This is a genomic window from Streptomyces sp. NPDC048637 (assembly GCF_040650675.1).
Taxonomy (GTDB): domain Bacteria; phylum Actinomycetota; class Actinomycetes; order Streptomycetales; family Streptomycetaceae; genus Streptomyces.
This window is the reverse complement of the sequence record NZ_JBEZHQ010000003.1, coordinates 183,316-206,153: the sequence shown is the minus strand read 5'-3', so window position 1 is coordinate 206,153 and position 22,838 is coordinate 183,316. Positions and strand designations below refer to the sequence as shown.

The window sequence follows — 22,838 nt, the reverse complement described above, 5'->3', positions numbered from 1 at the left end:
CGCTCTGCTGTACTGCCCTGCGGCTAATTTGTGTGCAGGGCAGGTACGCAGGCCCGTGGTGGCAGAGGTGCACGAGGGACGGGAGGTCGGGAAGAGTGTCGCTGCGCGCAGGTGATCCAGCCGAGATCGGCGGTTATCCGCTTGAGGCGCGACTCGGCTCGGGTGGCATGGGCACGGTCTTTCTGGCCCGTACGAGTTCGGGGCGTCCTGTCGCGATCAAACTGATCCACCCGCAGTTCGCGGCGGACGACGAGTTCCGCATCCGCTTTCGGCAGGAGGTGGCGGCGGCGAGGCAGGTGAGTGGCGCGTTCACCGCTGCCGTGGTCGACGCTGCCCCTGAGGCCGAGCAGCCGTGGATGGCGACGACCTATATCCAGGGGCACACGCTCGGCCGGCGCATCGGCACGAAGGGCCCGCTGAGCGGAGCGGAGCTGAGGAGGCTCGCCATCGGGCTGGCGGAGGCGCTGCGGGACATCCACCGGGTGGGGGTCATCCACCGTGACCTGAAGCCCTCGAACGTCGTACTCTCGCCCGAGGGCCCACGCGTCATCGACTTCGGTATTTCGCGCGCCGTGGACCAGCAGACGCTGACGATTACAGGGCGGGTCATCGGTACGCCGCCCTTCATGTCGCCGGAGCAGTTGCAGGCGCCGCGCGATGTAGGGCCACGGTCTGATGTCTTCTCGCTGGGGACGCTGCTGGCCTACTCAGCGACGGGCCACGGGCCCTTCGACGCGGAGAGCCCATACATAGCTGCGTATCAGGTGGTGCACAGTGAGCCGTCGCTGGAGGATGTGCCGGTGGCCTTGCGCACGGTCGTCCAGTCGTGCCTGGCCAAGGAGCCCAACGGGCGGCCCTCGGCGGACGAACTCCTCGTGCTGCTACGGGACCTGCCGGCCGACCTCGGCCAGATCGACGCGAGGGGAGTTGGCACGGGCCGCACCCGCGACATGGTTACCGAGCATCACTTCGCGACGCCGGCCACCCCTGCGCCGGCGCCCCCGACCATCACCCCGGCCGCTCACGTTACGGGGAGCACCGATACCCCCATCGGCCGCCGACTGCGTCGCCGCTGGCGTCCCGTGTTCGCGGCCGCGGTCGCGGTCACGGTGGCAGCAATCGGTGGAGGAGTCGCCGCACTGACGGCGGGCGGCTTTGGGGGGAACAGCGGCGGCGAAAAGGGCAACAGCCTTGCGGTGGAGGGTGCCGCACTTCCGGACGGCTTCAAGCCGTGGCACGAGACCGTGCCGGGCGGTCGCGAGGACATCCCCGACGAGCTGCGTTGCATCGCGCACGGCGACGCGCTGTTCTGCGGGGGCGGCAGTGTCGTCGCGGCCCGTATCAGGGCCAGGGACGGCTCGCGGGTGTGGACGGCAAAGAGCCCCGGCGTCCCCGTCAACGGCATGCACCTGGTGGGCGCCACCGACGACACGGTGCTCGGTTACCGCTTCGCCGCCCAGGACGCCCCGCAGGACCCTCCGAGCGAGGTGGTGGCCCTCGACGCGAACACCGGACGGGAGCTGTGGTCCGTGCCGTCCGGCGCCCAGTCGACGGCCGTCACGGGTCGGACTCAGGACGCCATTGTGGTCGGTTCCGACGTCGTGACGGTCGACGCTTCCAACTCCCGCTTCGAGGCCCGCAACGCGCACAGCGGTCAGGTCACATGGACGTCGCCATTCCCAGCGGGTACGCAGTGCGCTCCCGTACCGGTAGGCCCACAGCTCGTCGCGATGTGCGCGAAGGATGCGGAGGTGGATGCCTTGGCAGTGCGCCACCCCACCCTGTACCCGGTCGACCGCGCCTCGGGGACACTGGGCGGGCCCATCGCGGTCAACGGCCCCGCCATGCCGATAGGCGTCGCCAACAGCAGGCTCGTACTCGTGCAAGTACACAGGAAGGGAACGGAGCTGGCCGGCTACAACGGGGTGACGCGGGTCGACCCGGCCTCGCGGAAGGTCACGTACTCCCGACTGGCCAAGACATACGCGGGGACGCCCGGCATGGCGGACAGCACCGTCTACATGAGCGGGCAGACCGGTCTCGTCACAGCACTCGACCCCGCGACCGGCCGGAAGAAGTGGTCGCGGCAGACTGGCGTAGAGGGCGCGTCGGGTCCTGGTGCGGCAGCCGGCGCACTGTATTTCAGCTCGGCCACCGGCCGGGTGGTCGCGCTGTCGCCGGACGATGGCAAAATCCTGTGGACAACAGATCCGCAGGTCGATGGTTTGACGGGCGAGCAGGGTGCAAGCCCGCGGGTGACTCTTGCAGGGCGTGCGGTGATCGTGGCCGCGGCCAAGAACACTCTCTTCGCTTTCGACGCGCAGAAGCCGCCGACGTCAGGCTGACCCGGTGGCTGGACGGCAGCAGGGCTGACGCTCCTCTCCCGCCCCCTGCTCGGGGAGCGATCGCTGGTCATACCCCTGGCATGGGTCCTGCTGGTCGTCGTCGAGGGCTATGACGGCCTCGGGCGCCCTCACGCAGGGCGCTCCTCCCCGAGCCGGGAGCGCATCTCCCCGCACTCGCGGTGTCCACGGCAGTGTTTGTCCGCGCTCACCCAGCAAAAGGGCAGGGGAAGCCCATGAGCGCAAGTTCCTACAGGAGTCAGCTGAACCGGAAGAGCAAGGATCGGGCCGCCGCCGAGAAGAAGGTCGGCTGGACCACCCCCGGGCCAACGACTCCGACGTGCTGCCCATGGCTGCTAGGTGCGCAGGTCAGCGATGCGATGTCGCTGTACCACCAGCAGACGAAGAACTTGCTGGTGAACTACTCGGCTAAGAAGCTCGGGTTCTTCTAGAGCCTCAAGGCGGCGGCCCCGGGCGTATCCGCGATGCGGGGAAACGGAGCCCGCTCCTCCCACCCATCCGTCTCGGCCTGGTCAGGTGGGAGGTCACCCTCGTCGCCTGGCCGCACCTGCAGGGGGATCGGCCCTCCGTCGCCCTCCCATGCTGCGCGAAGGGGTCGGAGTCCACACGGCGCTGTCGGTGACGCTCGACGCTCTCCACCTCGCCGGCCGCCCGGCCGCCCGGCCGCCCGGCCGCACCAACCCACCCATCGCGAAGGGCTGCCCCGGCCGGGACGGCTCTCAGACCAAGCCGTTGTACGCGGCCAACCAGCCCGTTGCCAGGCGGTCGCTCCGGGTGAAGACGGCCGCGCCACGGTGGCCGCCCGCCGGGTCGTCCGGTGCCGGGCGCGGGTAAGGGAGTTCGACCGGGGCGCGCTCGACCGGATGAAACTCCACCGACGTGCCGTCCCACAGCCGTAGGGTCGCGCCATGCGGGCAGCCCCGGGCCAGGACACCGTCCGGGCCCGGGGTGAGGAGCGCGCCCGTCGTGCGCTCCGCGAGGAGTTGCCGGTAGCGCTGGGCGGGCAGGGCGCAGCCGTTGGGTGGCGTGGTGCCCGGCCAGTCGGGGGCGCCGATGCCTCGCTTGCGGGCGGCACGCCACATCTGCGGCACGAGCCGGGCGGCGAGCGGCGCGGTGGCCATCTGCTCGCAGATCCACAACAGGCGACCGGCGCCGCGGCGCGGGCCGAGTTCCCGCCAGCGGATCCGGGCGGCCAGGTCGGCGGCGACGACGACGGCCCAGGGGTGCACGGTGCCGAGCGGTCCCTGCGCGCCGATCCAGGCCAGGTAGCGCTGGGACTCCTCGTAGATGCCGGTGAGGCTCTCGGCGGGAATGCCGAGGACATACGAGGAGCGGCTGCGGAACACCTTGGGGCTGTGCGCGACCAGGAGCAGCACTGCCCGCGCCAGGTCCCCCGCGACCACTGGTTCGTCGCCCGGCCGTGCCGGGGCGCCGCCCGCCTCCGGGTCCGGGGGGTCCAAGTGCCCGCCGTGGCGCAGGATCCGCAGCAGCACCGCGCGGGCCCGGTCGGTGAACTGCGCCTGTGCCAGGTTCGGCAGGTGCGCGGCGAGCAGCGCGGTGAGCAGCTGCTCGGCCGCGTCCGGGTCCTGGGGCACGGGGACGGCGCGCAGCGCGTCGGACAGGCCGTCGGCGAGATCTGTGGCGAGCATGAAACGGCTGGTGAGGGTGCCGAGCTCGGTGGCCACGAGGGTGTCGTCGTGCTCAGGGCCGGGGCTGCGGCGCAGGTAGCGGGCCTCGGTGAGGAAGTCGACGGCGTCGTACAGCGGGTCGAAGCTCTCGTTGCCCTGGTGGTAGGAGAGGGTGTGGGTCCACCAGTCCTCGGCCTCGCGGAGCGTGCGCACGCGGCCCTGCACCGCCTCGGCCAGCAGGTGGTCGGGCAGGCGTTCGCGGATGCGGGAGCGCACGGTGTAGCCGGCGGCCAGACGGGCCTGCCACTCGGGCCGGTCGGTGCCGTCGGTGAGGAGGAAGGCCCAGCCCTCGCGCTCCCCGGCGCCGACGCGGCCGGCGCGGCCGAACATCTGCTGGACCATGGAGACTTCGACTCGGTCCATGCCGATCTCGGTGTCACGTACGACGACGGCGCGGGCGGGCAGGTTGACCCCGGCCGCCACGGTGGACGTCGCCACCAGGGCGTTTGCCTCGCGGTTCCGGAACGCCCGTTCGGCCTCGCGCTTGTGGGGCCAGTCCCGGTAGTGGAGGCGCACGCCCGTCAGCGAGCAGAGCCGCTCGACGGCCTCCGGGTCGTCCTTGTCGACGCCCTTGGTGCGGGCCCCGCGTTCCTCGGCGAGGGCTAACGCGGTCATCCGCACACCGCGCTTGCTGCCGCAGAACACCAGGGCGCTGCCGCCCTCGTCGGCGATGGTGCGGACCTGGCGGACGGCGGCGCGGGTGCGGGCCGCAGCGCGGGCGCCCCGGTCGCTGTTGGTGGAGGCGGCAGGGACGGGTATCTGCCAGATCAGCCGGGTGGGCCGCCACGTGGTGCGCACAAGGCGGGCGCCCAGCCAGTCGGCGACCTCGTCGGCGTTGGCGACCGTCGCGGACAGGCCGACGACGCGGACCTGCCCGGTGTCCTCGCCGACGCGAGCAAGCAGGGCCTCCAGGACGGGACCGCGGCCAGGGTCGCCGAGCAGGTGGACCTCGTCGACGACGAGGCAGCCGACGTCGGCGAGGGCGTCGCGCAGCGAGCCAGTGCGGCAGATGGCCTCGAACTTCTCGGTGGTGGCGACCCAGATGTCGGCCTTGCGGATCAGCTCGGCGTCGACGGCGTACTCGCCGGTGAGGCGCACCACGCTCAGTCCATTGCTGCGCCACAGGTCGAGTTCATGGTCGAGTTCGTCGGTCAGGGAGCGCTGCGGCACGAGCCAGGCGGCCTTGCGGCCCTGCGCGTTGGCTTTGAGGGCGGCGACCATGCCGATCGGGGTCTTGCCCGCGCCGGTCGGGGCGACCACCAGGACGTTCCCGTCGTCCTCAAGGATCGCCGGGACGGCGTCGGCCTGCGCCGGATTGAACGTCGGGTACTTCAGGAACCGCGACCAGCCCGGCGGCACCAGGTCGGCCACCGGGACGTAGGCGTCCTCGGCGTCCTCGGGCAGCTCCTCCAGGGCGTCCCACTGCAGCGCGAACGCGTCACGGGCGGCATGGGCGCCGGGACCCGCGACCGGGGCGGCAGGCAGCGGTCCGGAGCGGATGGGGCACGCGACGAGGTCGGTTCGGTCTCCCAAGTCGCCGACAGTGCCGACAACTTCTGACTCCTGCCAGTGCCGTGCACAGCGGTACGGAATGTCCTCGTCGGTCAGGTACGCGCGCAGGGCGTCGAATTCCGGGCCGTCCGGCATGATGACGCGGATGTCCTCGGCCGCGTCGATGGCCGCGAAGGGTGGCCGCCAGTGCGGATCGGTCACCTTGCACCAGTACAGGAGCCGCCGTTCAGGATCGGTCGGCAGCGGCAGGTCGGCGGGCCAACTGGGCCCGGGCAAGCCCACGTTGGAGGCAATGATGCGCACGGGGCCGGGCGTGGGCCGGAGTGTCGCGCCGGGGGTGGCATAGATCGGTGTGATGGTCAGGCCGCCCGGCGCGTCACCCGTGGGGCACGGGCCCAGCAGCGCGCCCCAGGCATCGTCGGCATCGGGGCCGGGATTCGGCTCAGCGGCGGGAGCGGGCGCGTGGGCCTTTGCCCAGCCGCTGTGACCCATGAGTTTGTCGTACGTCTTCACGCCGAGATCCGCGAGGGCGTAGGCAGCGGGGCAACGCGGGCAGACGACGGCGACGTAGCGGTAGACGCGCCCCTGAGACTCGTACGGCCTGCGCAGAGAGTGCAGTTCGCCACCGCAGGCGGGGCAGCGGCGCGGGACCTTCTCCTCGTAACTCCAGCCCGGCTCCTCGAATCGGGCCGGCAGCGGGTCGGTCAGGCGGACCCCCCAACGCGTGCGGACCAGGTCCGGTACGGATTCCCCCGACGCGGCCGCTCCGTCCTGCTTTCCCCCACCAGCCATGCGCATGAATTAACTCTGACACAGCGGCCACCGTGGAGCGAGTCATCGCTCACACGCTGTGAGAACGGCCAGTACAACCCCCGGATTCCGGCTGGATATTCTACGGTCGTCGGAGCGGGGAGCGGCGCACGGACTGCGCGACGTCAACGGTGCCCGCAGAGGGAGGAATTGTGCTCGACGAACTGGTGATGGCCGGCGGTACGGCAGTGGTCGGAGCCATGGCCACCGACTCCTGGATGCTCGCCCGCACCCGCGTGGCGGAGCTGTTCCGGCGCCGTGACGGCGAGGAACGGCAGCAGGCGATCGAGGGCCAACTCGACAGCAACGCCCACCTCGTGGCGGAGGCCGAGGACAGCGACCAGGTGCGGCAGACTCTCCTTCCGCTGTGGCAGCTCGAACTGCGCTCGCTGCTGCAACGCGACCCGGCTGCAGCCGAGGAGCTGCGGGCCCTGATCGAGGAGGTCCGGCCCGCCGGGAAGAGCGAACCGAAGTGGGTGCAGGACGTCGTCGTACGGGACAACGCGAAGGCGTTCCTGGTGCAGGGCGGAAACATCGTCAACCACCACCACAGCACCGAGTCAGCGCCGGTTCGTACCGCCGAACCGCCGCAAAGGGAAAGGGAGGCCGGGGGTGAAGGTACCGCCGGGGCCGCTCGGTGACAGGGGCTGACGAGGGCACCCGGCAGGGCCGTCGGGTCGCCACCGGCGGCGGTGGCGCACCGCCGCCCGGCCCCGCCGCAGAGGCGGCCGTCCACCAGTCGATCCGTGTGGAGAGCGGCTTCGGATACGGAGTCGTGGGCGCCGACCTGCACGTCTTCCCGGATCGTGGGCCCGTCTATCTGCTCGGCGAGCACCAGAGTGCGGCCCCCGCGCCGGACGACACCTGGCTGCTGCACCAGCCCAGCCGGATGCTCAACGCCCGTTACCGGCTGGTCGACTTCACCGGCCGGGAGCGGGAGCGCGCCGAGCTCGCCGCCTGGCGGGACGCCCCCGGGCCGCGGCTCTCGGCGACCTGGCTGCACGGCCCCGGCGGGCACGGAAAGAGCCGCCTCGCCGACGAGTTCGCCGCCGAGAGCGCCGCCGCGGGCTGGAAGGTCGTCACGGCCACGCACGGGCCAGGCGCCGTCCTGGACGCGGGCCAGGAGAGCGGCGCGGACCTGCGGCCCGACGGGGCCTGTGGCATGCTCCTCGTGGTCGACTACGCGGACCGCTGGCCTGTCTCGCACCTCACCTGGCTGTTCAGCAACCGGCTGCTCACCGGCTCTGTGCCGACCCGGCTGCTGCTGCTCGCCCGCTCGTCCACCGCCTGGCCTGCTGTGCGCTCCGCCCTGGAAGACGTCATGGCCGACACCCGGAACCAGGAGCTGAGCCCGCTGGGCGCCCCCGGCGGCGACCCGCGGGCCAGGTCGGCCATGTTCGCCGCGGCCCGGGACTGCTTCGCCGCCCGGTACGGTGTGGCCGACCCGGCCGTGATCGCACCACCGAAGGGTCTGGAGCGCCCGGAGTTCGGGCTCGTCCTCGCCGTGCACATGGCCGCCCTGGTTGCCGTCGACGCCCACGTACGCGGCGAACAGGCCCCGAACGACCTGGCCGGCCTCTCCGCGTACCTCCTGAACCGGGAGCGACGACACTGGACCCGGCTGTGGGAGAACCGCCTGGAGGGACTGGACTTCAGCACCGCGCCGAGCGACATGAACCGCGTTGTGTTCACGGCCGCCCTCACCGGGGCCGTGTCACCGGAGGACGGCGGCGCCCTGCTCGCGAGGACCGGCCTGGAGCGGCCGCTGCGGCTGCTCACCGACCACGGCACGTGCTACCCGGCGGCGGAGCCGGGCGCCGTCCTCGAGCCGCTCTACCCGGACCGGCTCGCCGAGGACTTCCTCGCCCTCAGCCTCGACGGGCACCGCGTGACCGGCTACCCAGCCGCCCCCTGGGCCGCACCGACAGCGCGCACGCTCAGCGCCCGCGACCCGGACGGTGCGGTTCCGCCCTCGGTCACGCGCGGCCTGACGTTCCTGGCCGCTGCGGCGGCACCGGGGCGCTGGCCGCACATCGCCGGGCACCTGGAGAAGATCCTTCGGCAGGACCCGTCGGTGGCGGTCGCCGCGGGCAGCGCGGCCCTCACGGCGCTCGCCGAGACCACCCTTCCGGCCTCCGTACTCGTCTCCGTGGAGGCCTGCTTCCCGGAGTTCGGGCAGCTCGACCTGGACGCGGGCATCGCGACGTTCACGGCCCGACTGGTCGCCGAACGCCTCCCCGGCACCGCCGACCCCACCGAGCGCGGCCGCCTGCACCAGGGCCTCGGCTTCCGTCTCGGCCGGGCAGGGCGGGCACAAGAGGCGCTGGCCGCGGACGAGGAGGCGGTGCGCAGCTTCCGCAAGGCGGCGGCTGCCGGTACACACCCGGCTGCTTCTCACTCCCCGTCCTCTTCCCCTACTGCATGCTCGTCCACATCGCCGTCCCTATCACCGTCCACATCGCCGTCCATATCCCCCACCGCGACCCTGGCGACCGCGCTGCTGCACCTGGCCCAGCACGCCTTCGACGCCGACGCCCCCGACCGCGCCCTGCACGCGGCCGAGGAGGCGGCCGCGCTCTTCCAGGACCTGGCCGAGGCGGACCCGGCGGCCCACGAACCCGGCCTCGCCCTGGCCCTCGCTCAGGTGGGCCAGGGGCTGGCTGCGGCCGGATACCCGGACCGGGCCATGGCCCCCACGGAGCAGGCGGTCGGGATCTTCTGGCGTCTGACGGCGACCCAACCGGGCCAGTACGAGACCGGCCTGGCGCTCGCCCTGAACAACCTCGGCATCTTCTCCTGGCAGCTGCGCCGCCTCTCGGACGCCGTGGCCGCGCAGGCGCGGGCCATCGAATTCGCCCGGCGTGGCCTGGCGGCCCGGCCCGCCCGCCGGGTCGCTACTCGCCCGCGCGTTCGTGCTCGATGAGTCCGAGCTGGCGCAGTGCCTGGGCAATCTGTCCGTCCTGCTGTGGGCGTCGCGGCGCAGGGAGGAGGCAGTCACCGCGCTGGAGGAGGCCGTCGCGACCGCCCGACGGCTGGCCGCGGTGGCGCCCGCCGTGCAGGAGCCCGTTCTGGCCGACGTCGCGTCGCGGCTCGTCACCTATCTGGGAAGGCTGCAACGGTGGCGGGAGGCCTTCGCCCTGGCCGACGAGGCGGCTGGGGTCACCGCACGGCTCGCGGCGGCCGACCCGGTCCGGTACGAGAGCAGCCACGCGAAGGTCCTCCGCCAGTCGGCCGAGGCCCGGCTCGGCGCCGAGGGTAGCCTCGCCGCCGCCCGCCGGGACGCCGACATGTCCGTAGCGATCTACCGGCGCCTGGCGGCCGAGGACCACGCGGAGTACCACCGGGCCCTCGAAGAGGCCGTGGAGACGCAGGAGTTGGTGCGGTCTGCGGGCAGCAGCGGCCCCGTCGCGCCGACGACACGCTGGACCTCGGAAGAGCACTGGGTGAACCTCCTGAACCAGGACGAGGTCTGGCAGGACATTCAGGACCGCCGCCACCGTCTGGACGAGATGCCCCCGTCCTATTGCCGCAACGTCCTGCGCTTCATCCATAAACAGGCCGACCGGATCATCGAGTTGCTCGCCGACGGGCTCGATGTGACGCCGGAGGCCCTCGGCCTGGCCGACCGCGACGACGCTGCGTCCTGGCTGGACCGCCAGCCCCTGATCGCCGCCCTGACCCGGCGTGCCAGGGGCGAGTCGGCGCGGCCCGAATTCTGCTACTGCGGTTACCCGGTGGCCCCGGGCTGGCACCACGAGCACTGCTATCCGGGCATCGTCGTGGACTGACCCGGATGACCCCAGTGGACTGACCCGGATGACCGCAATGGTGCGGTACGAGGCCGAACGACAACTGGGCGCGGTGGTAAGGCTGGTCGGTCATGCCGCCCAAGCAGACGGTCGCACGCTGAGGCAGGCCCTCAGCCTCGACGGTGAGCTGAGCGAGGAGGCCCGCGAGGCGTACTTCGCGCGGCTCCCGTCGCGCGAAGTACATCGATGACTGCTCCCTGCGCCCGCCGGCGGCAGGGAGCCGGAGCCAGCTTCGGGAGGCGCCCGAAGTGCGCCGTGCTCGATGTTCACGAGAACGGGTTCTGGATCACCTTCCGTGGAGGGCTGACTGACCGTAATGTCAGGTGCTCGCGACGCTGGCCGGTATGACCGGCAGGGAGGGACTGCATTGAGCCAGTACTACGACATAGGCGACCAGACCCTGTGGAACCCTTCCAACGGGGCCTCCCGGCTGTTCATGAGCCAGGTGAGCATCTACCAAGCCGAACTGGGGCTGCCGTCCGGCATCGGCCCCATGCAGGCTGACGAGTGCCAGATTGACCCCATCGTGTTCAAAGAGTTCGTCGAGGCCCTTCTCGCGTGGCACCGGAGAACGAGTCACGCAGTCATGGCTGCCCTGTCCGAGGGCTTCGTCGCCACGATGCTGGTCCTGGCGGAGAGGGCAGGCATCGAGGTGAACTGGCAGCCAGCAGGCTTCGCCGAGGACGGCGGCCTCAAGGATGTTCAGGTGTCGGCGGCCCCAGTTTCCTCTGAGGTGACTTGGGCAGCCGCCCTTCAGCACAAGTCACGCGAGCTGGGCCGCTTCATGGCGGCCTGAGCCTGGTCTGCCCCGCGAAGTGCTCGGAAGCCGCCTGGCCGCAGGCATCGACCTCTGGCCCTGCTCGCGCGCTATGCCCGTGGGCCCGAGGACGCCCCCGACGACGCACGACCCGTACTCCTCCGCTGGTTCGGCCTGCCCGCTGACTGACCGGCAGCCGGCCGACGAACTGTCTGATCGGCCGACTGACCGTACGGGTGAGTGAAGGGAAGGCACCATGTCGGGCCAACGTCTTCACGGGCAGCCACGGCTCCTCATTCGGGCGACGCTTTGCGCGGACCTCGAACGAGAAGAAGATCAAAAATCAGTCACGCCCGCCCATCGCGACCGCCGCCTGACCAAGATCGATCCACAGGTCCGGACAATTGCTCTGACGACCAGCCTGCTTCGGGAGAACCGGAAATCCAGATCGCCCCGCTCCGACGGTGACATCTTTCAAAGGGCCTGGAACTGACGACTTCCAGGCCCTCACACGCGTTCCGCGGGGGACGGTCCGTCCGACACGGTCTCGGGCGCCCGCCCGGTCGCGGCGGACGACGGCGGTACTCAGCGCGACCGCAGCTCAAGTCCGAGCCGGACAGCTCCGACGAGGACGGGCCGTAGGCCGACACTGCGGGGGCATCGGTGGCTCCCCTGCCCCGCCATGCGTGCACGCCCCGCCTCCCTCAGTTGGAACCCGTGCCCGCCTCTCGGGCTTCGAAGTACTGCACTTCCTGGAGGTGGTAGCAAAGCGACTGGCTCACCGATCCGGCGACGTACAGGCCGGCCCCCATGACGGACAGGGGCAACGCTGCCCCGAAAAGGCCCAGCAACTGCCACCACATGCGGGTTTGCAGACATTGCGCGGACGGAACCACTTCGCGGAAGAGCAGCGCTGCGCATGGACAGCCGCCGTCGACTGAATACGGCACTATCAGCAGGTAGGCGAGCCAGACCCATAACCCCGCAGCCACGATCAGAGCCAGCAGCCCCCACTTCTTCCTCCGTGCGGCACGTCGCCAGAAGGCCGATCTCAACTCTGCTGATTTCGACATGCAGTTGGTCCCCCGATGGTCCTTAATGATCTCGACAGGCGACCCTACCCCAGGCGTGCTGACGGACCCTGAGATCCGGATCGCGGACCAGTTTGATTGAGGCCACTTTCCGCACACCCATGTGCATCGATTCACCGCCCCTGCGCCGCCTGGGCGGGAGGATGGCATCCAGGACGGCCTACGCAAAGCGCAGACTCACACCGGGAGTTCCTGCACCGCGGACATGAGCGGGAAAGCAACGTTCCTGGCGGACTTCCTCAATGCCCTCGTCGACAGGCGGACGACTACTCCCCTGGCTCGTGCCGGAACCGGCATGGAACACCCGCTGCGGGGGCCCGGCCGGGCCTTCCTCCCCCGACCGCTCCAAGCAGCCAGAGCCCAGTGCTGCATCAGACAACGTTCGCCCCCTTCAGGAGGATTGTGGTGCGTGTGGCTGCGCTGCGCCCGAGCCAGTGCCTGTGCCGGGCCTGTGCCTATGCCTATGCCTGTGCCTGCACCTGTGGAGTGCGTAGTCTCACGATGTGCAGCACTCCCACCACCGGTTCGAGAATCCCCCGCCGATGCCCCATGCCATCGTTGTCGAGGTCTTGGGCCGCGCACTCGGTGATCGGTCGCAGGAGCCCGCTGCGGCGAACGCACTGGTCGGCATCGCGCTGAACGACGACGACTGGGAGTTCATCGAGCACTGCTGCTTGGAGGTGGGCGCGCGGGCCTCGGCGGGAAGCTCTTTGCTCGGACTGACCGGCCTGTGCCTGGGCCACGTCGCTCGGCGTTTCGGATGCGTCAGTGACCAAGCAGTCGCGCTGGCCGAGGCTCTGGCGACGCGGGCAAGGCTGGACCCATCCGATGTGGATGGGCGGGCTCTTGACGGAATCGACGACATTCGTGTTTTCCTTCCCAGCGGTGAAGCCCGGTAGCGCCCATCAGGGCGTTCGTCCTGTCGACGATCTTGCGCAGGTGTTCTTCGGCGGTCGACGGCGTGCCTGTTCCGCCAGATGATGTGGCGGCGCCTCGCTGACCTACGGGAACTTCCGGCACCACGGCGACAGGACCGCCGAGGAGCCCTTCGTAGATCAGGCCATGGCCGTTGCCATGGGTGCTGCGGTCAGGCAGGTGGAGATGTACCGAAGGAGATGCCGGCGCCGCAAAGGCCGCAGGGCCGATCCGCCGGCAGGACGGCGTGCCCCCTGCCCGCTACCCGTGCCCGAGGCGTCGGGTGACGGGATGACGGGATGACGGGGTGACGGATGCCGCGCAGACAGAAGGTGGGGCCTCAGAACTCGTCCGCAGGAGCAGGGCAGGGGCGGTATTGGTGCGCCATACCCCAGCAGGGCGCCAAGTGCATAAAATCCGCGCCGTTTTGAATTTCTGAGAATTCGTCGTGACCGTCGGCTACGCCCACCGGGTGCCGGACCCGGTGGGGCGCATGGTTCCCGCACGGGACGAAGGGCTGGGCGAGCGGGTGTGCTCCGGCGCCCAAAAGGCCCTTTTTCCTTGCCATTTGCGCGCCCCCGTTCCCGCTGCCGACTCGTTTCAAGCGTTGAGGAAACGTTAATTCTCCGTGCGGATTTGCATACTTAGCTATTGGCGTATCACCTGCGCATTGCTCTGATCGGGTGTGGGCCAATGGAGGTATGTTCTCAACGAACGCGAGCAGGTGGATAGTGAAAGGCCTCCACCGGGGTTCAGATCCCTTGGTGCGAGCAGGAATGGAGGCCGCAGGTGACCATTGAAGAATGGCTCAAAACTAATGTAACCACCGACACGAGGGCACTCGGGTGGTACAGCGGCCCGGAGTGCGAGGACCGCATCGTCCGGGCTTATCGCGAGCTGCTGAGTGGCTATGAGATCGACACCTCGACGATCCTCAAGACCACCTGTCTGGTGAACGGCGAGCACGCCGGCGTGGTGCGTGTCCAGGAGAACAACTTCTTCTCGATCTGCGCCCACCACTTCCTGCCGTTCTTCGGGAAGGTCAACATCTCCTACGTGCCCGGTGACCGCATCCTCGGACTCGGGAAATTCCCTCGTCTGGTGCAAGCGTTCAGCCGGCGCTTCCAGATCCAGGAGTACCTCGTCAAGGACATCGCCGAAGAGATCATGTCCTCCGGCGGCGCAAAAGCCGTACGGGTCACCTCCCGTAGCCGCCACCTCTGCATGTGCAGCCGTGGTCCTTCCGACCAGACCGTGATCACCGACACCTCGTATGTGGCAGGAAATCAGGAGTTGATGGCCAAGTTCGGCCTGGACGACTGATCCGGACTCGCGTGGCGGGAGGTGCTCAGTGATCAACCCTCCCGCCACGCGACCCCCCGGCCATCCCGTCCCTCGACGGCCGCGCGCGGGACAACGCGCCGGCCGGCACAAGGAGAACCCGTGCACGACAGCAAGAGAGGCAGCCAGCGCCGCGCTTCGACGTCGCCCTGGAAGTACGCTCTGGCGACATGGCTCGCCGGCGTGCTGGCGGCAGTCGGCCTGGGTGCCGTCTCACCGGCGGGTTCCGCCCTGCGTTCGTCACTGGGCCTGTCAGGCGGTGCGCTCGCATGGGCCACATCGAGCATCACGGCGGTGAGCGCCGTTCTCGGCATTCCGGCGGGCTGGTGGGTCCGCCGCTTTGGCGCCCAACGGGCCCTGTCATGGGGCCTGTTGGTGATGTCGGTGGCAGCCGTCAGCAGCGCGACCGCCGGATCCTGGGGACTGCTGCTGGGGTCACGGATCGCTGAAGGAGTCGGCTACCTGCTGGTGTTCGTGGCGGGTCCGGTCGTTCTCACCCACCTGACTCAGGGCGGCGTCCGATCGGCAGCGCTTGCCTTGTGGGGCACGTGCGTCCCGACGGGGCTCGCCATCGCCGCGGCCACGGGCGGGGCACTGGCGTCCTGGTGGACGTGGAACCAATGGCTGGCCCTTACAGCGATTGGTCCGCTGATCATGGCTGGAGTACTTACGACCGTCCTGCCTCGGCTGCCGAGGACGGCGGTCCCGTGCACTCACCGCGAAGCCGGCACCTGGAACGGGGCGCTGAGGCTCGGCGTGGCGTACGGGAGCCTGTCGCTGGTCGGCGTCGCCGTGGTGATGGTGCTTCCGCCCTTCCTCACCGAGCACCGGCAGGCCACGCCGGCAGTGGCCGGTACCGCGGTGGCAGTTGTCTGCCTGGGGAGCGCGGTCGGAGGGCTCGCCGCCGGCTGGCTGCTGCGGCGCGGGCTGGCCCTCTCCTCACTGGTCCCGCTGGGCGTGTTGATGCCGGTGGCCTGCCTCCCCGCCTTCTCGGCAGAATGCCCACTCGCGGTCAGCGTCGGAGCGGCCACACTTGTGCTTGTCGGCGACGGACTGCTCATCTCCGCTGTCTTCGCCGCCGTCCCCACCTCGGTGAGCCGTCCTGAGCACGTCGATGTCGCCAATGGCATCCTCAACCAGCTCGGCAGCGTGGGGATTCTGATGGGACCACCGGTCTTCGGACTGGTCATCGCTGCCGCGGGATGGGGCGCCATCGCTGCCGCGACCCTGCTCTTCGGCGGACTGGGCACGGTCCTGCTGCTGACGACCGCGCCCACGTCCGCGACCGGTTCGGCAGCCGGCGTGTCCCAGTCGCCCGAGGCACCGGAAGGTAGGGACATGAGGGAAGGATCGGACCCCTCAGGGAAAGCGGCGGACTTCAGCAAGCCCGACCGCACGAGACCCTGACCGAGCCACGGAAGTGTGGCGTTCCCTGCTGCTGTTCCAGCTGACTGCTCCAGCAGCTGACGGCAGTCCTTCACCTCGGAAAGGGCAGGATGAGAATCGACTTCCTTCGGTTGCGGGGCGACACCGACACCTATGGCGAGTACTGCCTGTACTGCCACGCCGAGACGGTCCGATGGGTCGTCGTGGACGGAAGGAAAAGGTGCACCTGCGGTTCGTGCGGCCGCGAGGCGGAAAGGGCCATCATCGTCGACCCCCGCATCTCCTGGTGGACCGATACAGAGGGCGAGTACTGGCACGAGAGTGCCGGTGTCTTCGTACGCGACCGGCGGGCGAGGTTTCTCTTCTTCCAGCGAACCGCCTTCCCCTACTGTCTGACCGTCCCCGCAGGCCACGTCGAACGCGGGGAGGATCCCAAGTGCGCGGCCGCGCGGGAGCTTTGGGAGGAAGTGGGAATCCGCGGCGCGAACGGGGACCTCCGGCTCGTTGCGGACGAGTATTTCAAGGGAGACGTGTGCAGAAGGGGCTCCGACGCGCATCGTTGGCACGCCTATCTGCTGGAGGTCGATGAACACCGGGAAACAGGAGACCCGAGGGAGGTGACCGTGAACGAGGAGGGTGAGGCGCCCGTCTGGCTCACCCTCGACCAAGCACGCTCCTGCCGGACGACGTTCGCGGTGGAGCGCATCATCGATCAGTACTCCGAGAGCCTCCTCGCCGCCGTCCCGCGTCTTCCCGGGGAGCAGAGACAGGACCCTCCGGACGGTTCTCGGGCGTGACGTCTCCCTCCAGCAGATGGCGCCGGGCCTGCCGTGGAGCTCAGTTTTCGGCGGGCCCGTAGAGCCGCATGAACGCTCGCACTCCGCTGGTGGCGATCTCGGTGAGGTCGGGCTGCGGGAGCGGCAGGAGCCCGTAGAAGGTCCGCTGGTTCACATCGGTGATGGTCAGCAGCGTGAGATGGGATGCCGCCCGATCGGCGTCATCCATCTCCAGCAGGCCCTGCTCGCCGATGCGCCGCAGATACGGGGCCAGCCGTTGATGGCCGCTCTGGGGACCCTCCTCCACCCACGCCTTGAGGATCTGCGGCGGAATCCGGCTCGCCTCCGCCTCGATCGTCCGTACCAGCGCGAAGTGGTCGGGGAAGGCGGTGACGGCAGCGATCCGGTCGAGGGTGAAGTCGATCAGGTCCTGCTCGACGTCGACGACCTTGCGCAGGTGGCGATCCATGATCTGCTTGATGGCCGCCGTGACCTCACGCGCACCCTCCAGTGCGACCGACTGGAACAGTTGCTCCTTGTCGCCGAAGTGGTTGTAGATCGTCCGTTTGGAGACGCCGGCTTCGGCAGCGATCGTGTCGACGCCGGCGCGGCTGTAGCCCTCGCGGCCGAAGACCTTCCGGGCGGCCAGGACGATCGCCTGCCGCTTGTCCGGCCTGCCGCCGTAAGGCTCGCGCTCGCGTGCGGCCATCAAGGCCCTCCCCGACTGGTGAACTGGTTGCTGCAGTCTACTGAGCGGCACGGGCCTTGATCAGGAGCGCGTCCAGCAGGCCGCGCAGCAGATCGATGGTGTACGTGTCGGTGAGGACGCCGTCGTCGGAGAACCGCGTGTCGCAGTGGAACACGGTCACGTCCGGCTTGGAGACGGCGTCCGCTCCGACCGACGCGAGTATCTGGCGCAGGGCGAGCTGAGCGCGCACCGTACCGAACTGCCCGGGCGAGGCACCGACGACGGCCACGGGCTTGCCGCGCAGGGGCTGCTGGGGTGCGGTGCTGATCCAGTCGACGGCGCTCTTCAGGGCAGCGGGGACCGATGCGTTGTGCTCGGGCGTGGCGATGAGGAGTGCGTCGGCGTCGGCGACCCTGCGCCTGAGGGCCGTGACGGATTCGGGCGGTGTGTCGCCGTCGAGGTCCTGGTTGTACAGGGGAAGTCCGCCGAGTTCGTGGTCGAGTTCGATGGCGAGGCCGACGGGGGTGAGCTTGCGGGCGGCGTGGAGCAGCGCGGTGTTGTAGGAGTTCCGCCGCAGGCTCCCCGAGAGTGCCAGGACGTTCAGCTCCGTCAGGTCCTTCAGCTCCGTCAGGTCGGTCAGTTCCTTCATGTTTCCTCCAGTGCGTAGCTGTGCTGTTGAGCCAAGTTACACCAGACGGTCTACATATTGCACTGGGCGGTGTACTTTCATTGCGTGATCGAACGTGACTCAAGCGGCCGGCGCATACCGGCCCTCTGGCTTGTCCTGCTTGCCACCCCTACGTCCCTCAGCGCGAACACCACCACCACCGTCGTCCCGGAGCTGGCCCGCAGCCTGAACGTCTCCACGGCCCACGCCACTTGGGCGGCCACCGCCTTCGGATGGGGAGCAGTCATCGGCACCCCGCTCACCGCCGCGCTGCTGCGCACCCGCACCATGCGCGTGGCGGTCCTGGTCAATGCCGCCCTTGTCCTGCTCGGCACCCTGCTGGTCGTCCTCGCACCCGGCCTGTCCGTGCTGCTCTGCGGGCGCGCCTGCCAGGCCGCAGGGGGCAGCGGCCTGGTGACGGTTGCCATCACTCTGGCGCATACACCGCGCCGCACCGGTCTCGTCACCGCGGCCATCGGCTTCATCGGCGCGTTCGGCCCGCTGGCCGGCTCGGCACTCGCCGCACTGTCCTGGCGCGTCGCGCTGAGTCTGTCCCTACTGGCGCTGCCTGCGGTCATTGCGGTGGTACGCGATGTTCCCGCCCAGCGCGCATCCAAGGACGCGAGGGGCGCTGACGGCGTCGGGGTCGCTCTGGTGGCCGCGATGGTGACGGCACTCGTCCTCATCGCCGCGGCGCCGGTCCCTGCGCTGTTGTGCGCGGCGGTGACGCTCCTGCTGCTGGGTGCGCATGTCCGTCGGCACCGAGACGGTTTCGTCCCCCAACCGGTGCTGCGCACAAGGGCGTTCCGCAGGTCGTCAGCCCTCGCCTGCGCCCTGTCCACGACGTATTTCACCGTGCTGTACACCGTCCCCCACCGCTTGGCGGAGTACTGGACCGCGGAGGTGATCGGGGGCGCGATTCTGCTGGCCCTGGCGACGGGTTCGGCGGCTTCGCTGCTGTTCGCGACCTGGACTTCCCGGCTCGCCCCGGCCGCCGTGCACACGGCGTTCACGGCGGCCGGCGCAGCAGCCGTGTTACTGCCGCTGACCGCTTCCTGTCCGGCGGCGTTCGCGGCGGCGACCGGATTCGCGGTCTTCGCGTCGACCGGCGGCATGGCGTGGCACGCCGTGCGGGTCGCCAGAGCCGCGCCTGACCGCTACCGGTCGGACGCCGTCGCGCTCTTCACCCTGTGCTACCAACTCGGCGGAGCATTCGGTCCGGCACTCGCCGCCGCCCTCATCACCTGACTCCTGGTACGGAACTGGTGCTGGGCAATCTGCCGCTGGCCCGGGTACATCACCTGGCACCGGTCCGTGGCCCCGCCCCCGTGGGTGGCAGGTGCGCGCGCGAGTGCGCTGGTGAATCCCCGGTCGCCGCTATGGAATATGAACTTTCGGGCGACCGGTTCGCTCGGCATGGGAACGGATTCCCACTTCGGTGGGATCTGGGGTGTGCGGGCGGTCGTGTTGGTCTGTTGAGTTGGCTCGCATCTCCTTCATGCTTCTGATCATCGCCTGCCGCAGTTTTCTGCCAATGGGGCGTTCCACGTACCGATGGATGACCCAGGATATCGCCAGCATGAATGCAGTGACAGCTGGGAAGAGCAGCTCAGCCGGAACATGGTGACGCAGCAGGGCGATAAGCGTGAACCCCACATACATGTGTATCAGGTAGAGCGGGTAGGTGAGATTTCCGGCAGCCGCCAGCCATCTCCATTGCAGCCGGTCGAAAACCCCCAGAGCGAGAGCGCCCATCAGTGCGAAGGTAACGAGGATCACCAGACGCGCCGGCCATTCCTCCACCAGGTCGGCTTTCGCACCGAGATTGGTCACCAAGCGGCCGTGGACGTAGTGCTGGGCCAGCAAGAAGGACACGGCCACGATGCACCACAGCAAGGCGTTGGGCCCGAAGCGGTGCATGAGATAGAAAGCGATTCCGGCGATGAAGTACGGGGAGTACTGAGAGACCGCCCAGGACGCGAGAAGTTCATTGTGAGAACCCTGCGAAAAGATTCCGGCCACTGTCCACAGTCCGCAGAAGAGCACGCACCTTCGGTAAGTGACACCGCGGAAGATGACGATTGCGAACAGCAGGTAGAATTTCAACTCGACGAAAAGTGTCCAGTACACATCGTCGAGATCAGGGACCCCCACTCCTTCCTGGAGCATGGTGAGATTCGTGAGGATATTTTGCCAGCCGCCGGCACTGCGGACATCCGGAAAGGCGGTCAAGACCGCCGCGGTCAGGAGAACCGCAGCCCAGTAGGCCGGGTAGAGTCGTGAAACCCGCGACGCCACAAAGTCACCGAGAGAACGCCCCCAGCCGCTCATGCAGATGACGAATCCGCTGATCAGGAAGAAAATTTCCACGCCGAGCCATCCGTACTCCGAAAGACGGTACACGGATGACGAGATCGCTTTTGGGTCTTCTCCCCAGCCGTCCCGCAGCGTGATGTAGTGGTACGCCACCACCAGGAGCGCAGCCGCGAAGCGCAGCCCGTCCAGGACGTAAAGCCTCGGCCGTGACTGTCCCGGAGGAGCGGAAGAAGTTTTCGGCGCGGTGCAAGCCATTCCGGTCCAGCACTTTCTGTGGGGGCGGTTGTCTCTGCGCGGGCCGAGCCGCGGCAGAGCGTCGTCCTCGCACCCAGCGGCAGGCGACGCACAGGCGCTGCAACAGCGCCTCCCATAAGAAGGGTTCCGGGTGGAAGCGATTGCGTGAGGTAAGAGGGAACGCATCCGACCGAGGTTGCTTCGCCACTGCAACCTCGGGCCTCTTGACCCAGTGTGGTGTTCCGGCGGTGGTGGTGCACGAGTCAGCCGAAAGTCCGCTCGACGCCCCAGCGCTGCGGGGTGACTTGAAGCGCCTTCTGTGCCGCCGTGCGGTCCCACCGCTGGTGGTGGGCGAGGTCGTATCAGGTCGTCGGTTGCTTGACGGCTCGTCGCGCAGAGGCCGGCAGGCCCGTGTGCTCATCGAATGGGGAAGGGCCGCTCCTCCACCAGCTCCGGGTGAGCGGCGTGCGGCGCGAACCCGGGTCGGATACGCGTCGGATGCGCGTCGGATGCGCGTCGGATGCGCGTTCTAGCATGTCCGTATGGAGGTCTCAAAGCTTTCCGCCGCGGCGCGGCAGCGGCGTAGTGCGGAGATACGGGCGTTTCTGCGCTCACGGCGGGCGCGGCTGACGCCCGCGGACGTGGGCATGGCGGCGGGGAGCGGGCGCCGTACCCCGGGGCTGCGGCGTGAGGAGGTCGCGGTGCTCGCCGGGGTGGGGGTCTCCTGGTACACGTGGCTGGAGCAGGGGCGCGACATCAATGTGTCGGCCGAGGTGCTGGACGCGGTCTCTCGCGTGCTGTGGCTGGACGCCGCCGAGCGTGAGCATCTGTACCTGCTGGCCGGGCTGAACCCGCCGCGGGCCACGCCCGCGGACCGCGCGGTACCGGCCGGGATCCGCCGGGTCATCGACGGCTGGCTGCCGCGGCCCGCGTACGTCATCGACCGGCACTGGAAACTGGTCACCGTCAATCGGGCTGCCCAACTGGTCTTTGGTTATGGGGAACTTGACCACAGCTGCCTGGTCAGCTTCTTCACCAGTGCGCACTTCCGGTCCGTGCTGTGTGGTTGGGAGGACGCGGCGCGGCAGATCGTCGGCCAGTTCCGCGCGGATGCGGCGCGCTATCCGGACGATCCGGAGTTCGGCCGGCTCGCAGAGGACATGTGCGCCGCCAGTCCCGCCTTCGCCACCGTCTGGGCCGAACACCCGGTGGGCGCCGCGACCGAGGGCATCAAGTCGCTGGTGCACCCCGCCGGGGGCGAGCTGACGTTCCACTACACAATGCTGCCCGTCTCCGATCTGCCCGGCGCCCGGCTGCTGCTGTACACCCCGACGGAGGGGACACCGACCGAGGCCCGCATGGTCGGTCTGCTGGATGCGGGCGAACGGGCCGCGGCCCCCGCCTCGTAGGCCCTTCGCCCGGCCGCAGGGCCGCCTGGCCCCGTGGAGGGTGGTGGTGACAGACCCAGGTTCAGGCGACACTGCCGGACCCGGCCGCGCGGCCTCAGGATCGTTGGCATGCAGCGATTCACGAACAAGACAGCCCTGATCACCGGCGGTACCAGCGGCATGGGACTCGCCACGGCACGGCGGCTCCTGGACGAGGGGGCGTACGTCGTCATCACCGGTCGCGACCAAGCGCGCCTCGACGCGGCGGTCGCCCAGCTCGACGCGGTGGACGACCGCGTTCTGGCCGTGCGGGCCGATGCCGCCTCACTGGCTGATCTCGATGCGCTGATGCGCCGTATCGAGACCTGGCGTGGCACGCTCGACGCGGTCTTCGCCAACGCCGGGATCGGCGTCTTCAAGCCGACCGCGGAGATCACCGAGGACGACTTCGACCGCACGGTGAACGTCAACTTCAAGGGTGTCTTCTTCACCGTGCAGAAGGCGTTGCGGCTGATGCCACGCGGTGGTGCCGTCGTCCTCAACGCCTCCTGGACCCTGTACCGCGGGCTGCCCGTCGCCTCGGTCTACTCCGCCAGCAAGGCGGCCGTCCACAACCTCGCCCGCACCATGGGCTCCGACCTGGCCACTCGCGGAATCCGCGTCAACTCCGTCAGCCCCGGCTACATCGACACGGCGATGTGGCGCGAGGCCAACACCGACCCGGGCGCCGAGGCCCGCAACTCCGCCGAGGTGGCGCTGGGGTCACTCGGTCACCCGGACGAGATCGCCGCGGCGGTCGCCTTCCTCGCTTCCGACGACGCCGCGTACATCACCGGCCAGGACCTGGTCGTCGACGGCGGCCTCGTCGGCTCGGTGCCGCCCCAATGAGCGCGGCAGCAGCGCTCCGCCCCAGCAGACCGAGCAGCGACGGAGGGCGGCGCCCGTGCCGGCCTCCGACCTGCTGACCTGCTGACCTGCTGATCCCGCCGCCCCACCCCGGGCTGAATCTGCGGCCGCTGCGCAACGGCCAGTTCACGGCACAGTCCGAGAACGGCGCGGGCAGGACGGCCCTGGTCACCCTGCTCGCCCGGCTCTCG

At 69.5% G+C, this 22,838-nt stretch carries 19 protein-coding genes; 14 read left to right on the top strand and 5 right to left on the bottom strand.

What is annotated here, in order from left to right:
- Positions 1 to 95 precede the first annotated feature (95 nt).
- On the top strand, positions 96 to 2,345 hold the full coding sequence (locus AB0C46_RS06085) for a serine/threonine-protein kinase (protein ID WP_362826063.1): 2,250 nt from the start codon (positions 96 to 98) through the stop codon (positions 2,343 to 2,345).
- 233 nt (positions 2,346 to 2,578) lie between these two features.
- Complete coding sequence (locus AB0C46_RS06080) at positions 2,579 to 2,794, top strand: hypothetical protein (protein ID WP_362826062.1); 216 nt, start codon at positions 2,579 to 2,581, stop codon at positions 2,792 to 2,794.
- A gap of 288 nt (positions 2,795 to 3,082) precedes the next feature.
- Here the strand turns inward: AB0C46_RS06080 and AB0C46_RS06075 are convergent, their stop codons facing one another.
- Positions 3,083 to 6,361, bottom strand: a complete 3,279-nt coding sequence (locus AB0C46_RS06075) for a DEAD/DEAH box helicase (RefSeq protein ID WP_362826060.1) — start codon at positions 6,359 to 6,361, stop codon at positions 3,083 to 3,085.
- Positions 6,362 to 6,525: 164 nt separating this feature from the next.
- Here AB0C46_RS06075 and AB0C46_RS06070 point away from each other — a divergent pair, with 164 nt between their 5' ends.
- The 5 genes from AB0C46_RS06070 to AB0C46_RS06050 all read left to right on the top strand — a co-directional run bounded on the left by AB0C46_RS06070 (position 6,526) and on the right by AB0C46_RS06050 (position 10,978).
- A complete protein-coding gene (locus AB0C46_RS06070; RefSeq protein WP_362826059.1) occupies positions 6,526 to 7,014 on the top strand; it encodes a hypothetical protein in 489 nt (162 codons plus the stop codon).
- A complete protein-coding gene (locus AB0C46_RS06065; protein ID WP_362826058.1) occupies positions 7,011 to 9,296 on the top strand; it encodes an ATP-binding protein in 2,286 nt (761 codons plus the stop codon). Before AB0C46_RS06070 ends, AB0C46_RS06065 begins: the two co-directional genes overlap by 4 nt.
- The gene (locus AB0C46_RS06060; protein ID WP_362826056.1) at positions 9,235 to 10,161 is read left to right on the top strand and encodes a tetratricopeptide repeat protein; all 927 of its coding nucleotides are present in this window, start codon (positions 9,235 to 9,237) and stop codon (positions 10,159 to 10,161) included. The genes AB0C46_RS06065 and AB0C46_RS06060 overlap by 62 nt, the downstream gene beginning before the upstream one ends.
- A 28-nt stretch (positions 10,162 to 10,189) precedes the next feature.
- Positions 10,190 to 10,372 (top strand): hypothetical protein, encoded by a 183-nt coding sequence (locus AB0C46_RS06055; RefSeq protein WP_362826055.1) that lies wholly within the window; start codon positions 10,190 to 10,192, stop codon positions 10,370 to 10,372.
- A gap of 177 nt (positions 10,373 to 10,549) precedes the next feature.
- Entirely contained in the window at positions 10,550 to 10,978 is a 429-nt protein-coding gene (locus tag AB0C46_RS06050) for a DUF6086 family protein (protein ID WP_362826054.1), read from the top strand.
- A gap of 665 nt (positions 10,979 to 11,643) precedes the next feature.
- Here the strand turns inward: AB0C46_RS06050 and AB0C46_RS06045 are convergent.
- Positions 11,644 to 12,012, bottom strand: a complete 369-nt coding sequence (locus tag AB0C46_RS06045; protein ID WP_362826053.1) for a hypothetical protein — start codon at positions 12,010 to 12,012, stop codon at positions 11,644 to 11,646.
- 521 nt (positions 12,013 to 12,533) lie between these two features.
- Between AB0C46_RS06045 and AB0C46_RS06040 the strand changes: the two genes are divergently transcribed.
- From AB0C46_RS06040 to AB0C46_RS06025, 4 genes are all read left to right on the top strand, one after another.
- Positions 12,534 to 12,929, top strand: a complete 396-nt coding sequence (locus AB0C46_RS06040; protein ID WP_362826051.1) for a hypothetical protein — start codon at positions 12,534 to 12,536, stop codon at positions 12,927 to 12,929.
- A gap of 805 nt (positions 12,930 to 13,734) precedes the next feature.
- Entirely contained in the window at positions 13,735 to 14,268 is a 534-nt protein-coding gene (locus AB0C46_RS06035; RefSeq protein WP_362826049.1) for a GTP cyclohydrolase I, read from the top strand.
- 120 nt (positions 14,269 to 14,388) lie between these two features.
- Positions 14,389 to 15,693 carry an MFS transporter gene (locus tag AB0C46_RS06030; RefSeq protein ID WP_362826048.1) on the top strand — a complete coding sequence of 435 codons (1,305 nt, stop codon included), beginning with the start codon at positions 14,389 to 14,391 and terminating at the stop codon, positions 15,691 to 15,693.
- An 89-nt stretch (positions 15,694 to 15,782) separates the two neighbouring features.
- On the top strand, positions 15,783 to 16,469 hold the full coding sequence (locus tag AB0C46_RS06025) for an NUDIX hydrolase (protein WP_362826046.1): 687 nt from the start codon (positions 15,783 to 15,785) through the stop codon (positions 16,467 to 16,469).
- Positions 16,470 to 16,509: 40 nt separating this feature from the next.
- Here AB0C46_RS06025 and AB0C46_RS06020 read toward each other — a convergent pair whose 3' ends face one another.
- Together AB0C46_RS06020 and AB0C46_RS06015 are read right to left on the bottom strand one after the other, a co-directional pair.
- Positions 16,510 to 17,157: a TetR/AcrR family transcriptional regulator gene (locus AB0C46_RS06020; RefSeq protein WP_362826044.1), complete on the bottom strand. Its 648-nt coding sequence runs from the start codon at positions 17,155 to 17,157 to the stop codon at positions 16,510 to 16,512.
- Positions 17,158 to 17,194: 37 nt separating this feature from the next.
- The gene (locus AB0C46_RS06015; protein WP_362826043.1) at positions 17,195 to 17,785 is read right to left on the bottom strand and encodes an NADPH-dependent FMN reductase; all 591 of its coding nucleotides are present in this window, start codon (positions 17,783 to 17,785) and stop codon (positions 17,195 to 17,197) included.
- An 84-nt stretch (positions 17,786 to 17,869) separates the two neighbouring features.
- On the opposite strand from AB0C46_RS06015, the gene AB0C46_RS06010 reads away from it, so the two are divergent.
- Entirely contained in the window at positions 17,870 to 19,051 is a 1,182-nt protein-coding gene (locus tag AB0C46_RS06010; protein ID WP_362826042.1) for an MFS transporter, read from the top strand.
- A gap of 129 nt (positions 19,052 to 19,180) precedes the next feature.
- On the opposite strand, the gene AB0C46_RS06005 is transcribed toward AB0C46_RS06010, so the two are convergent.
- Positions 19,181 to 20,374, bottom strand: a complete 1,194-nt coding sequence (locus tag AB0C46_RS06005) for an acyltransferase (RefSeq protein WP_362826040.1) — start codon at positions 20,372 to 20,374, stop codon at positions 19,181 to 19,183.
- A gap of 521 nt (positions 20,375 to 20,895) precedes the next feature.
- Between AB0C46_RS06005 and AB0C46_RS06000 the strand changes: the two genes are divergently transcribed.
- Both AB0C46_RS06000 and AB0C46_RS05995 read left to right on the top strand, forming a co-directional pair.
- The gene (locus AB0C46_RS06000) at positions 20,896 to 21,762 is read left to right on the top strand and encodes a helix-turn-helix transcriptional regulator (protein WP_362826038.1); all 867 of its coding nucleotides are present in this window, start codon (positions 20,896 to 20,898) and stop codon (positions 21,760 to 21,762) included.
- Positions 21,763 to 21,870: 108 nt separating this feature from the next.
- Positions 21,871 to 22,629, top strand: coding sequence for a glucose 1-dehydrogenase (locus tag AB0C46_RS05995; RefSeq protein WP_362826037.1), 759 nt, complete (start codon positions 21,871 to 21,873; stop codon positions 22,627 to 22,629).
- Positions 22,630 to 22,838: the final 209 nt, after the last annotated feature.